A 12,685-nucleotide genomic window follows, 5' to 3' on the forward strand; every position below is an offset into this window, starting at 1 on the left:
AATTACTAGATTATAATAATTATAAATTAGTAATTCATATAACATAATAACTCAAGAGGAGATTGATCATAATGAATACACAAGTAATCGAAGCATTAAACAAACAAGTAGCAAACTGGAGCGTTTTATTTACAAAACTACACAACTTCCATTGGTACGTAAAAGGACCTCAATTCTTCACACTACATGAAAAATTTGAAGAGCTTTACACAGAATCAGCTACTCACATCGATGAAATTGCAGAACGCATTTTAGCAATTGGCGGCAAACCAGTAGCAACAATGAAAGAATACTTAGAACTATCTTCTATTCAAGAAGCAGCTTACGGAGAAACTGCAGAAGGGATGGTCGAAGCAATCATGAAAGACTACGAAATGATGCTAACTGAACTGAAAAAAGGCATGGAAATCGCTCAAAACTCTGACGACGAAATGACATCTGACCTACTACTAGGCATCTACACAGAACTAGAAAAACACGCTTGGATGCTACGTGCATTCTTGAATCAATAATATATTAAAAGCGGAAGCGGCTCGTTCAGAACAGGAGGGTGTTGGAGCTCCTGACGAAGAGGCGCTTTTTGCCTCACAGGAAAAAGCGAAGCCACCGAACATTCTAGCCGCTGGAGCTGGATATGACTTAAAAGCAGAAGCGGCTCGTTCAGAGTCGCTTTTTTCTATGGGGTAATCGCGCAGAAATTATATCAGCGATTTTCTAATTATATCGGCGATTCCATCAAATTTATCAGCGATTTTTGCATTATATCGGCGATTTCGTCAAATTTATCAGCGATTTTTCCAATATATCGACTTACCGACAAATCACGACAATAATAGCACTCCCCTCCACTACTTTTATCAATATATTACAATCTCTTTTATGTTAAAATATAGGAAACACCCTTTAGTAATTAGATCCAAAAAGCTTGTCCAAGTTCATCATTTACTACTTAAATGACGGGAGTGGTTCAGTTGAAAGACTACTTAATTAGAGCATTTTTCGCGTTAATAACAGTTGGGATTCTCTTACTCATAGCTAATATTTTCAATATACGTGTCGAGGTTAAAGACTATGCTTTCCTCGTTGTTGTAGCAATTGGTGGCGGCTGGGGTGGCTGGTACCTGTATAAAAAACAAAATAAAAATAACAATAAAGGCATTCCGAAATAATATGGAATGCCTTTATTCTATATTACATAATTAAGCTTAGACCACTAATAAAAGCAGTCCCAAAAAACATCATAAAAACCCATATTCTATGGTAAATAAAAAGAATTCATTTTGAATATAGAAATAGTCCAAAATCTTGCATAACAGAGGTATGCCCCATTTGCCGCAACATTGTAGCTATATTCCCACGGTGATATGCTCCGTGGGTGACGACGTGTAGTATTGTTTCAGAAACCGTCGTATCCAGGTGCCCAGCATATGGATTATCAACCTCAAACACTTTTTCATAATCTTGTTGACTACTTAAAAGTTCTTTATATCGTTTAGATAATTCATAAAAACTAGTTTCCATTTCCTCAATATTTTTTGTTTCCAGCTGTTCTTTCAATTGGTCTGTGTGTGCCATTGCATCACTCATGCTTTTACCAGAAATAATCTCAAGCCAGGCTAAATCTGTGAGGTATATGTGAGACATTACTTTTGCCACCGAAGAAAAACCACTCTTAACTTCCTTATGGAAAATGTCTTGCGGTAGTTCTTTTAAGCGATTTAAAATAACTTCATTTGCCCATAAGTGGTAGTTATACATTTTTAATACAGAATGCCCCATGATTATTTCTCCTCCAATTTTCATTTTAATGATTAGATTATGATACATAGCTGATTAAAAATCCCCAAAGGATTACATCTATAAAATTTATTCTGATTTCGATTAAAAAAACCTCTATTACCTTCATAAAAAACATTCGCTATCTTCCACAATCTGACCCTTTAACGGAACAATTCTATGTCACTCAATAATTCCTTATTCACCTTTTATTCAGATGTTCTTTTTTTAAGTCAGCAAAACATACCTCCATCTACTTCCCCTCTTCCAACGATTTCACATCTCACTATCAATATATTTAACCAAATTAAAAACACATGTCTTTTCAAGATAAAATGACATGTGTTTCCGAAATTCTCTATAAAATTGTACTATGATAATTGCTTCCACTTAGTCCCCAAAACAGGACGCTCGTAATTTTGGATTTTATGAATTAATTCGTCAGCCGTCTCGGCTGAAACGATTAACTCTTTATTCGATGGGTTCATAAAGCCCTCTTCAGCTGCGCGTTCAACCATTTGCAGAATTGGTCCGTAAAAGTCTTTAATGTTCAATAAACCAACTGGCTTATCATGTATACCAATTTGTGACCAACATACAACTTCAAATAATTCCTCAAACGTTCCGTATCCACCTGGTAATGCAATGAAAGCATCCGCAAGCTCTGCCATTTTCGCCTTACGCTCATGCATCGTTTCTACTTCAATTAATTCTGTTAGTCCTGTATGAACAATTTCACCACGGAATAAACCACGCGGCATAACACCTGTTACACGTCCACCTAGGCGAAGAACTTCATTTGCCACTTCTCCCATTAATCCAACGCATGAACCGCCGTATACCAGCTCATAATCGTTCTCAACAAATATTTTCCCTAACTCTATTGCCTGCTCTTTAAATTCTGGTCTCTCCCCTAAATTTGAACCTGCAAACACACAAATCTTTCTCATCCCTACACCTCGAAACTATATATTGTTATGATACAATGGGTATTGTACAACATATTGAAGGGATGAGAAAGAAATGGATATCGTCGCATTTCAAAGATGGGTTGAGGAATTTTATGAAAAACGAAGCTGGTCACAGTATAATTCCTTTATTCGCTTAAATTTCTTAACTGAGGAAGTTGGGGAAGTTTCACGCGTTGTTCGCGCAATTGAAATCGGTCGTGATCGCCCTGATGAACAAACAAAAACACAAGAAGAGCTAAAACAAGAACTAAAAGAAGAACTTGGTGATGTACTTTCTAATCTTATTGTTCTTTCACAAAAATATGATTTGGATTTACAAGACATTATGGAAGCACACGTCACAAAGCTTTCAAAAAGGTTCGAAACATCTAAATGAGAAGATTATCAATTGTGATATAATGTTCTTGTCAAAATAATAAGGGGGATTTTATGTTATCTAAAAAATTGCACGACGCACTAAATGAACAAATGAATTTTGAATTTTACTCTGCCCACGCTTATATGGCAATGGCTGCTTACTGTACAGCGGAAAGCTACGATGGATTCGCTAACTTTTTCCTTGTACAAGCTGAAGAAGAGCGTTTCCACGCAATGAAGCTTTACAACTACATTAATGACCGCGGCGAGCGCGCTATTATTACTGGATTTGATAATCCTAACAACGAATACGAATCTGTATTAAACGCTTTTGAAGTTGCACTTGAGCACGAGCGTGAAGTAACGAAACGCATTTATCACTTATCTGATATCGCTTGGGATGAGCGTGAACACGCAACAATTACCTTCTTAAAATGGTTCGTTGACGAGCAAGTAGAAGAAGAAGCTTCATTTGATAGCATCATCCAAAAATTAAAACGTATTACAAGCGATTCAAACGCACTATTTATGCTAGATGCTGAATTAGAGAAACGTACATTTACACCTCCAGCTGAATAATATTTTAATCACCTTAATGAATATATTAAGGTGATTTTTTTATTTTCTCTCTAGCTTAAAATCACCTTAAATTTCCTTGTATTTGACATAGTACCAGTAAGAAAATGGTATTATTTTCAATATAAAGTGAAACTTTAATCAGTGGGGTTTTGTTCATCCCCCACTGATTATTAGCCTTCACCAATCGGGCGTTTACGGGCAGTTGATCTCCCACCTAACTTCTTTGCTCCAGCCGAATTTTGAGGTGGGAGTCTTACTGCTCGTTAATGCGGGATAAAATAATATACGAGGAGAGAAAAAATGAATCAGCGTGTAGAAGCTGTTGATGCAATCCGTGGTTTCGCTTTGTTTGGTATTTTACTTGTCAATATGACCTTAATTCAATTTGGATTCTTCGCCAATGAAAAACCAACTTACATATTTGGAAAACTTGATGAAGGTGCTAATTGGTTTATTCAATTTTTCGGCACCCACAATTTCATGTCCCTATTCTCTTTTTTATTTGGTCTTAGCATTATTTTGTTGCAAAAAAGTATTATTGCGAAAGGAAAAAAATTCTTCCCCACATACATAAGACGTATTATCATTCTTTTACTACTAGGCTACATTCACGGCACTTTTGTTTGGGAGGGAGATATTTTATTTGCCTACGGGGTTATCGGGATTTTCTTAATGATGTTCATCAATCGAAAACCGAAAACGTTGCTCATTTGGGCATCTATTTTACTAGCACTCATTATGCTCGCATCTTACCAATCGGAATCAACATCGAACCCCTATGATGATCTCGCACCTTATACCGAAAAGGAACATAAGGTCCATGAGACTGGAAGCTATATGGATCATATCAACTTTAGATTGACTGAAAATCCTTTTGATTATATGGGGATTAACGGTGTATTCGGATTAGTTTTCATATCAGTTTTCGCAATAATTTTTATGTCTCCACTTTTCTTACTCGGAATGTATGTGGGGAAAAAGGGCTGGCTATTTGAGGTCAATCAACATATACCTGCTGTCAAAAAAATTTGGCTTATCACTGGGATTTTCTCTTTTACAATTAAAATCTTAGCTATATTCGTGAAACATCCGATTTTAATTATGTTACAAGATAGTCTTACACCAGTAACCATGACCTTCTTTTACGGAAGCACGATTATTTTATTATTCCATTACAAAAAGGTAGCGCATTTACTAACATACATGGCGAACATGGGAAAAATGTCGGTTAGTAATTACTTAGCGCAATCTATTATCACAACAACTATTTTTTACTCATATGGATTTGGCTTATACGGTAAAATTGGCTATTTCTTCGGTATTCTTTTAACCATTGGAATTTATACGATTCAATTATTCGTTAGTACCTATTGGCTACAGAAATATCGAATGGGGCCTGTGGAATATATATGGAGACTGGGAACTTATTTGGAGAAACCACAATTTAAAAGAGACTTGGATAAAGCAAGCTAAACAAAAAGTCGTTTATCCTCCCGAAGTGAGAGATAAACGACTTCTTTGTTATTTATTAAAGCATAACCCCAACGATAACAGCTGATAATATACTTACTAACGTTGCACCGTATACAAGTTTTAATCCGAATGAAGATACAACGTTTGATTGTTTTCCATCGATACTCTTCGTTGCACCTGCGATAATTCCGATAGATGAGAAGTTCGCAAATGATACAAGGAAGATTGATAAAATACCTACTGTACGAGCTGATAACTCACCAGCTACTTTTCCTAGATCAAGCATCGCAACAAATTCGTTCGTTACTAATTTCGTTGCCATAATTTGTCCTGCTGTTAGCATTTCTGATGTTGGAATGCCCATTACGAATGCTAATGGCGAGAAGATATATCCTAAAATGCTTTGGAATGTGATTCCGAAAATTGAATCGAACACACCGTTAATTGCTGTAATTAATGCTACGAAACCGATTAACATCGCCGCTACTGTTACAGCGATAGAGAAACCTAGCATAATATATTCGCCTAACATTTCAAAGAATGTTTGTTTCTTATCTTCTTGTAATTCTAAAATGTCATCTTCTTCGCTCACATCATATGGATTAATAATATGAATGATAATGAATCCACTAAATAAGTTTAGTACAAGTGCTGTTACTACATATTTTGGATCAATCATCTTCATATAAGAACCAACGATTGACATCGATACTGTTGACATTGAAGATGCACATAGTGTGTATAAACGATTTTTTGGTAATTTGCTTAATTGATCTTTTACTGTAATAAATACTTCACCTTGGCCGACAATTGCCGCCGCTACTGCGTTATATGATTCAAGTTTTCCTAAACCGTTAATTTTACTTAATACGAAACCGACTGCACGAATGATAATCGGTAAAACTTTTATATGTTGTAAGATCCCAATTAGTACTGCTAAGAAAATAATTGGTAATAATACTGTTAAGAAGAATGGTGCTTGTCCATCATTTGCTAGACCACCAAATACGAAATTAACCCCTGCTTCCGCAAATTTTAAAATAGCGCCAAATCCATCTGCAATCCCTTTTACTAATACAAATCCTACCTTTGTATTTAGTAAGAAATACGCAAGTACCAATTGAATTACAAGCATAACTGCAATTGGTTTATATTTAATTTTCTTACGATCTGAACTTATAAGGAACCCTAGTACAAATACTACAAGTAAACCGACTAGAAACATTACTAACTTCATATGTGAATCCTCCACTTCCATGAGTTATCAGTCGTATAACGAATGACGTCTGACCATTAATATTAAAAAAATATGAACCCTTAAAATATTTTGAACTGTCTTCTAAAATCAGTAAGCGTTTACATAAATTGCAATTTATAACAGGTAGTCTCTTCTTCTCTACCGTATTTAACGTGTGAAATGGATACCACCTACAAATCAAATTGTAAGCGTTATCTAATCGAAATGCAATATAAATTTTAAAAGATTTTTATATGTTAATATATTCCTAACCGATTGGTTTTTTTATGTAAATTTACTATAAAAAATAGCCCTAGCTATGAGCTAGGGCTATCCTTTTTACCCCGCTTTAACGGGCAGTAAGACCCCCACCTCAAAATTCAGCGAAAACAAAGAAGTTAGGTGGGTGATTAACTGCCCGTAAAAGCCCGATTGGTGAAGGCTAATAATCAGCGGGGGATAAAGCCCCCCACTGATTAAAGTTTCACTTTATAACATAACACCAACGATAATCGCCGATAAAAGACTTACTAATGTCGCACCGTATACAAGTCGTAATCCGAATGATGAAACAACGTTTGATTGGTTTTCATCAATCCCTTTCGTTGCACCTGCAATAATTCCGATAGATGAGAAGTTTGCAAATGATACAAGGAATACAGAAAGAATACCGACTGTACGAGCTGATAAATCACTAGCTACTTTTCCTAGATCAAGCATCGCAACAAATTCGTTCGATACTAATTTCGTTGCCATAATTTGTCCCGCCGTTACCATTTCTGATTGCGGGATTCCCATTACGAATGCTAATGGTGAGAAAATATATCCTAAAATAGCTTGGAATGTAATACCGAACACTGAATCAAACAAGCTATTGATTGCTGTAATTAATGCTACGAAACCAAGTAACATTGCTGCTACCGTAATCGCAATCGTGAAACCAAGCATAATATATTCGCTTAACATTTCAAAGAATGACTGTTTTTTCTTATTTTCTAACTTCAGTGTATCTTCTTCTTCCGTAATATCGTACGGATTAATAATATGAATAATAATGAAACCACTAAATAAATTTAATACAAGTGCTGTTACTACATATTTTGGCTCAATCATTTTCATATAAGAACCAACGATCGACATCGATACTGTCGACATGGAAGACGCACATAGTGTATATAAACGATGTTTGGGGATTTTACTTAATTGATCTTTTACTGTAATAAATACTTCTGCTTGCCCAACAATTGCAGCCGCTACTGCATTATATGATTCTAATTTTCCTAAACCATTTACTTTACTTAGCATAGTACCAATAGCACGAATAAATATCGGTAAAATTTTAAAGTGTTGCAGAATTCCAATTAAAACGGCAAAGAATACGATTGGTAATAAAGCTGTTAAGAAGAATGAAACCTCTCCTTTATTAACAAGACCACCAAATACGAAAACGATTCCAGATTCCGCATATCCAAGAAGCGCTCCAAATCCATCTGAAATTCCTTTTACTAAAATATAACCAATTGGCGTATTTAATAAGAAATACGTTAACGCTAGCTGAATAACAAGCATAATCGCGATTGGTTTATACTTAATCTTCTTACGATCAGAACTTATAAGAAAACCGAGTACGAATACAACTAGTAATCCTACAAGAAACATAACAAACTTCATTAATAAAATCCTCCATTTAACTCTTCATTAACGTTGAACGTCTGACCATTAGAAATACGAAATAAACCGAACTTTCCATTTACCCCTAAAACCATAGAAATGATTATAAAAAGTCGTCTAATCTCTTATTCTAAAGCCATTAACCATTCTAACACAAATTACAACTCACATCTGCATTTTTCTTTAAAAAAATTACATTTTATTATAAAACGCTCATTAATGTTCGTCTTTTACCTCTCTCCTTATTTTATCACCATAAAAAAACGAGCATCAAATTTCTCTGATGCTCGTTCCATCTTTTATTATACAGCTTTTTCTTTGTCCGCTACTGCTGGCTTGTCCCAGCACTCTGTGTTCGTTAAACCAGGGATAGAATCTGCACTGAAGACTGGATCTTTTCCTTGTTTCTTTTGTTTCACATAGTCCGCTAATGCTGCATACGCAAATCGTCCAAGAAGTGTAATCGCAATTAAGTTTGTGATTACCATTAGACCCATAAATAAATCTGCCATATTCCATACAACTTGAAGCGTCGCAACAGAACCGAATAATACCATTCCCACTACCGCAATACGGTAAATCGTTAACCAAGTTTTACTTTGTTTAATAAATTCAATATTCGTTTCACCATAATAATAGTTTCCTAGTAATGAACTGAAAGCAAATAAGAAAATGATAATCGCTAAGAAGCCGCTTGCCCACGAACCGATTTGTGAACTTAACGCCACTTGCGTTAATTCAATACCTTCTAAATTTGTTGCCTTATATGCACCAGAACATAGTACGATAAACGCTGTTGATGTACATACTAAGAATGTATCTACTAATACTCCAATTGTTTGAATAAATCCTTGTTTAGCTGGATGTGTTACATCCGCTGTTGCAGCCGCATTTGGCGCACTACCCATACCTGCTTCGTTCGCAAACAATCCGCGCTGAATACCAAACTTCATTGCAGCACCGATACCGCCACCTACAGCTGAATCTAAACCGAATGCACCTTTAAAGATTTCTGTAAACATATCCGGTATTAAATAATAGTTTTTAATAACAACGAAAATAGCTACTGCAATATAAATAAGTGCCATTGGCGGAACGATCAGCTCAGACATACGTGCGATACTTTTCACACCACCAAAAATAATAACCGCAACTAATACTGCTAATACGATTCCAACAACATAACGCTCAATACCAAATGCATTTTCAAATGCTAATGTCACTGTATTTGCTTGTACTGAGTTGAAAATTAAACCGTAACTAATTGTAATAAGGATAGAGAACCAAATTCCCATCCAACGTTTATTTAAACCTTTTTCCATATAATAAGCAGGACCACCACGGAAGCCACTACCATCTTTTACTTTATAAATTTGCGCAAGCGTACTTTCTACGAAGCTTGAAGATGCCCCAATAATCGCAATAACCCACATCCAAAATACAGCTCCTGGTCCTCCCATAGAAATAGCTAGCGCTACACCAGCTAAGTTCCCGATTCCAATACGAGCTGCTGAGCTCATACAGAAAGCTTGGAAAGAAGATACGCTACCCTTTTTACGTGTCTTTCCAGTTAAACCATCACCCATTAATCGAACCATTTCCCCTAAATGAGTAATTTGTACGAATTTCAATTTTATAGAAAAATAAAGCCCTAAACCGATTAACATTGCGATAAGAATATATGACCAAAGAATCGTATTCGTTGATGAAACGAATTGTTCTAAAATATTCATACTGTCAGTCCCCTCCCTTTTTCTTCATAAATTGAATTATATTTAAAAAATATTCAAAAATCAACATTTTTCGACAGGTTATTACTTCCATATGTTAGGTTTTGTAACATAACGGTGTTATTTGTTATGTTTTATGACTTTATATTTATAAAATGTACATACTAAAACAATACATAATCCCATTGACAAAAACACCAACCTGTAACTATAATGATTACATCAAGTTGTAACAAACCTAATTACACTAAATTCATTCATTTTCACATATACACTTTAACAAAACACTTTGGAGGGATTCATTATGAAAATCGGAATTATCGGAGCAAGCGGAAAAGCTGGAAGTCGCATTTTAAAAGAAGCATTAGATCGCGGTCATGAAGTAACTGCAATCGTAAGAAACGCTTCAAAAATAACAGAAGACAACGTAAAAGTTTTAGAAAACGATGTATTCAACCTTACATCTAATGACCTACAAGCATTCGATGTTGTAGTAAACGCATTCGGTGCTCCAGCAGGTGAGGAACACCTTCACGTAGATGCAGGAAACGTACTGATCGAAGCTATGAAAGGTGCACCTAACACAAAATTACTTGTAGTTGGTGGTGCTGGTAGCTTATTTGTAGACGAAGAAAAAACGACTCGTGTATTTGATACACCAGGTTTCCCAAATGAATACCTTGCAACTGCTCAAAACCAAGGTAAAAACTTAGAAATCTTACAACAAACAAATGATATTACTTGGACATTCATCAGCCCTTCTGCACTATTTGCACTAGGAAAACGTACTGGCTCTTATACAGCTGGCAAAGACAATCTTCTCGTTAACTCAAAAGGCGATAGCTACGTAAGTTACGAAGACTTCGCAGTAGCAGCACTTGATGAAATCGAAAATCCAAAACATGTAAACGAACGCTTCACAGTTGTTTCTGAAGCTGAGTAATAAAAAAAGCTCGTAAACATAGTGTTTACGAGCTTTTTTCATCATCTGTTATATTGATTCGGTTTATGTGGTTCATTTGGTGTATAGGGTTTATTTGGTTTATTATCATGACCATTTGCTTTTTTCCAACTTACCGCTAACTCTGGACTTGTTTTCTCTTCACTACGCTCAAGTAACACAACCGCATTTTGAATAGTCGGTGTACCTTTATGTGCAATTCCTTGTAGTTTCGTTAAATTCCCTGATACTTTAAAGCTAAATCCACCCGATGGTGTTTGTTTCGGAATTAAAATGCGGAACTTTTCTCCTACATTAAATTCTGTTTTTCCCTCGCCTTTTTCATTTACGAACTTCGCGCCTTCTGGTGCACCTGTTGCCTGCACTTTATACGTTCCGCTTTTAGCGTTTGTTTGCACTGTATATAAACCAGTTTCAAAAAATTCATCTTTTAATACTGCTTCTTGTTCTTCCGAAGGTGTTACACTCATCGTAATTTCTTGTAGTTCTTCACTAGCACTTGCTTTTGCAACTATATCTTTCGTTACTTTTTCTACATTTTTATTACGGAAATCTAAATCATTAATATCAATTTGTTTTAACGCATTCCACACCGCAAGCTGCGTTGCGTAATGTGCATCTCTCCAATCAGAAACACCTAATTCTTGCGGACTCTTTTGTGGGTATCCGTTTAATAGTACGCGGTACACGTTAATATCCACTTTACCCATTTCAGGTAAATCTTGACCACTTGGCGATTTTAAATCTACATTTAAACAAAAAGCAATTTTTCCATCTGCTGTTTTAATAAGCTCTGTTCGAATTGGTTTCTTCTTTGACCTACTGTAACTCCAATCCATTTGATACTTCGTATGGTCCATAACTTCTGCGAATGCTTTTTGAAGTGGGAATAATAAGTTCGCAAATACAAATAAAACACTCAAAAAAGTGGCCATTATCTTGAACGATCGTTTTATATTCATGTCTACAACCCCTTATAAAATAACAAATTTACTACTGTTTATTATTTAGTTAGAAATTTTTTTTATGCATAGACAAAATAAAAAAGAGCGCAAACTTTTTGCACTCTTTGAACTTACCTCTATTAGAAATCAAAGTTATCCGGATCTGGACCGACGCGGTGGTTTTCATTTAAAGCATCAATCTTTTCCATATCTTCTTTTGTTAGCTCAAAATTGAAAATATCTGCGTTTGCAATAATACGCTGTTCTTTCGTTGACTTCGGAATTGTTACAACTTCATTTTGAAGATCCCAACGTAAAATGATTTGCGCTGTCGTTTTACCGTGTTTATCAGCAATTTCTTGTAATGTTTCGTTATCTAATAATTGACCTTGCATAAGTGGTGACCATGCTTCCATTTGAATACCTTGTTCTTTACAGAAAGCTTGTAATTCTTTTTGTGTTAAACGAGGGTGGTATTCTACTTGGTTAATCATTGGCTTAATTTCTGCATCTTTCATTACATCTTGTAAGTGATGGATTTGGAAGTTACTCACACCAATCGCACGTACACGCTCTTCTTTATAAAGTGTTTCTAGCGCTCTCCATGTATCTTTATATTTTCCTTCTACAGGCCAGTGAACAAGGTATAAATCTAAATAATCTAGTTCTAATTTTTTTAAGCTCTCTTCATATGCAGCAAGTGTCGTTTCATATCCTTGATCTGCGTTCCATACTTTTGAAGTAATGAATAAATCTTCTCGAGAAATTCCTGCTTCTTTGATCCCAGCGCGAATTCCTTCTCCAACTGCTTTTTCATTCCCATAAATCGCAGCCGTATCAATACTGCGGTACCCTTCTTTAATCGCTACTTTTACAGCCTCTACAAGTTCCGGTCCATCTTCTACTTTAAATACACCTAAACCGAACCAAGGCATTTCTACACCGTTATGCAATGTTGTTTTACTTTGTAAATTTTTCATTATATT

General features: G+C 35.5%; 13 protein-coding genes. 6 read left to right on the forward strand and 7 right to left on the reverse strand.

What is annotated here, in order from left to right; translation table 11 throughout:
• Positions 1 to 71 precede the first annotated feature (71 nt).
• Positions 72 to 512, forward strand: coding sequence for a Dps family protein (locus AB3X48_RS04290; RefSeq protein WP_002112747.1), 441 nt, complete (start codon positions 72 to 74; stop codon positions 510 to 512).
• 459 nt (positions 513 to 971) lie between these two features.
• Positions 972 to 1,169, forward strand: coding sequence for a hypothetical protein (locus tag AB3X48_RS04295; protein ID WP_000656311.1), 198 nt, complete (start codon positions 972 to 974; stop codon positions 1,167 to 1,169).
• 106 nt (positions 1,170 to 1,275) lie between these two features.
• Here the strand turns inward: AB3X48_RS04295 and AB3X48_RS04300 are convergent, their stop codons facing one another.
• Together AB3X48_RS04300 and AB3X48_RS04305 are read right to left on the reverse strand one after the other, a co-directional pair.
• Entirely contained in the window at positions 1,276 to 1,779 is a 504-nt protein-coding gene (locus AB3X48_RS04300; RefSeq protein WP_016106570.1) for a DinB family protein, read from the reverse strand.
• Positions 1,780 to 2,147: 368 nt separating this feature from the next.
• Positions 2,148 to 2,726 carry an LOG family protein gene (locus AB3X48_RS04305; RefSeq protein WP_016106571.1) on the reverse strand — a complete coding sequence of 193 codons (579 nt, stop codon included), beginning with the start codon at positions 2,724 to 2,726 and terminating at the stop codon, positions 2,148 to 2,150.
• A gap of 73 nt (positions 2,727 to 2,799) precedes the next feature.
• On the opposite strand from AB3X48_RS04305, the gene AB3X48_RS04310 reads away from it, so the two are divergent.
• From AB3X48_RS04310 to AB3X48_RS04320, 3 genes are all read left to right on the forward strand, one after another.
• Positions 2,800 to 3,123, forward strand: coding sequence for a MazG nucleotide pyrophosphohydrolase domain-containing protein (locus AB3X48_RS04310; RefSeq protein ID WP_016106572.1), 324 nt, complete (start codon positions 2,800 to 2,802; stop codon positions 3,121 to 3,123).
• Positions 3,124 to 3,176: 53 nt separating this feature from the next.
• Positions 3,177 to 3,683 (forward strand): ferritin, encoded by a 507-nt coding sequence (locus tag AB3X48_RS04315; protein WP_000949400.1) that lies wholly within the window; start codon positions 3,177 to 3,179, stop codon positions 3,681 to 3,683.
• Positions 3,684 to 3,983: 300 nt separating this feature from the next.
• Positions 3,984 to 5,156 carry a DUF418 domain-containing protein gene (locus AB3X48_RS04320; protein ID WP_016106574.1) on the forward strand — a complete coding sequence of 391 codons (1,173 nt, stop codon included), beginning with the start codon at positions 3,984 to 3,986 and terminating at the stop codon, positions 5,154 to 5,156.
• A 55-nt stretch (positions 5,157 to 5,211) separates the two neighbouring features.
• On the opposite strand, the gene AB3X48_RS04325 is transcribed toward AB3X48_RS04320, so the two are convergent.
• The 3 genes from AB3X48_RS04325 to AB3X48_RS04335 form a co-directional block, all read right to left on the reverse strand.
• Positions 5,212 to 6,393: a NupC/NupG family nucleoside CNT transporter gene (locus AB3X48_RS04325; RefSeq protein ID WP_002112757.1), complete on the reverse strand. Its 1,182-nt coding sequence runs from the start codon at positions 6,391 to 6,393 to the stop codon at positions 5,212 to 5,214.
• A gap of 489 nt (positions 6,394 to 6,882) precedes the next feature.
• Entirely contained in the window at positions 6,883 to 8,064 is a 1,182-nt protein-coding gene (locus AB3X48_RS04330) for a NupC/NupG family nucleoside CNT transporter (RefSeq protein WP_002112759.1), read from the reverse strand.
• A gap of 302 nt (positions 8,065 to 8,366) precedes the next feature.
• Positions 8,367 to 9,797: an alanine/glycine:cation symporter family protein gene (locus tag AB3X48_RS04335; protein ID WP_016106575.1), complete on the reverse strand. Its 1,431-nt coding sequence runs from the start codon at positions 9,795 to 9,797 to the stop codon at positions 8,367 to 8,369.
• A gap of 301 nt (positions 9,798 to 10,098) precedes the next feature.
• Here AB3X48_RS04335 and AB3X48_RS04340 point away from each other — a divergent pair, with 301 nt between their 5' ends.
• On the forward strand, positions 10,099 to 10,737 hold the full coding sequence (locus tag AB3X48_RS04340) for an NAD(P)-dependent oxidoreductase (RefSeq protein ID WP_016106576.1): 639 nt from the start codon (positions 10,099 to 10,101) through the stop codon (positions 10,735 to 10,737).
• 41 nt (positions 10,738 to 10,778) lie between these two features.
• Here AB3X48_RS04340 and AB3X48_RS04345 read toward each other — a convergent pair whose 3' ends face one another.
• Together AB3X48_RS04345 and pgoN are read right to left on the reverse strand one after the other, a co-directional pair.
• Positions 10,779 to 11,717, reverse strand: coding sequence for a thioester domain-containing protein (locus AB3X48_RS04345; RefSeq protein ID WP_016106577.1), 939 nt, complete (start codon positions 11,715 to 11,717; stop codon positions 10,779 to 10,781).
• A gap of 122 nt (positions 11,718 to 11,839) precedes the next feature.
• Complete coding sequence (gene pgoN, locus AB3X48_RS04350) at positions 11,840 to 12,679, reverse strand: glyoxal/methylglyoxal reductase (protein ID WP_016106578.1); 840 nt, start codon at positions 12,677 to 12,679, stop codon at positions 11,840 to 11,842.
• Positions 12,680 to 12,685: the final 6 nt, after the last annotated feature.

This window comes from Bacillus sp. S4, assembly GCF_040838205.1.
Lineage (GTDB): Bacteria > Bacillota > Bacilli > Bacillales > Bacillaceae_G > Bacillus_A > Bacillus_A cereus_U.

Bases quoted from the DNA above. Each gene is read 5' to 3' on its own strand.
- AB3X48_RS04290 (WP_002112747.1), top strand. From the start codon at position 72: ATGAATACACAAGTAATCGAAGCATTAAACAAACAAGTAGCAAACTGG.
- AB3X48_RS04300 (WP_016106570.1), bottom strand. From the start codon at position 1,779: ATGGGGCATTCTGTATTAAAAATGTATAACTACCACTTATGGGCAAAT.
- AB3X48_RS04305 (WP_016106571.1), bottom strand. From the start codon at position 2,726: ATGAGAAAGATTTGTGTGTTTGCAGGTTCAAATTTAGGGGAGAGACCA.
- AB3X48_RS04310 (WP_016106572.1), top strand. From the start codon at position 2,800: ATGGATATCGTCGCATTTCAAAGATGGGTTGAGGAATTTTATGAAAAA.
- AB3X48_RS04315 (WP_000949400.1), top strand. From the start codon at position 3,177: ATGTTATCTAAAAAATTGCACGACGCACTAAATGAACAAATGAATTTT.
- AB3X48_RS04320 (WP_016106574.1), top strand. From the start codon at position 3,984: ATGAATCAGCGTGTAGAAGCTGTTGATGCAATCCGTGGTTTCGCTTTG.
- AB3X48_RS04325 (WP_002112757.1), bottom strand. From the start codon at position 6,393: ATGAAGTTAGTAATGTTTCTAGTCGGTTTACTTGTAGTATTTGTACTA.
- AB3X48_RS04330 (WP_002112759.1), bottom strand. From the start codon at position 8,064: ATGAAGTTTGTTATGTTTCTTGTAGGATTACTAGTTGTATTCGTACTC.
- AB3X48_RS04335 (WP_016106575.1), bottom strand. From the start codon at position 9,797: ATGAATATTTTAGAACAATTCGTTTCATCAACGAATACGATTCTTTGG.
- AB3X48_RS04340 (WP_016106576.1), top strand. From the start codon at position 10,099: ATGAAAATCGGAATTATCGGAGCAAGCGGAAAAGCTGGAAGTCGCATT.
- AB3X48_RS04345 (WP_016106577.1), bottom strand. From the start codon at position 11,717: ATGAATATAAAACGATCGTTCAAGATAATGGCCACTTTTTTGAGTGTT.
- pgoN (WP_016106578.1), bottom strand. From the start codon at position 12,679: ATGAAAAATTTACAAAGTAAAACAACATTGCATAACGGTGTAGAAATG.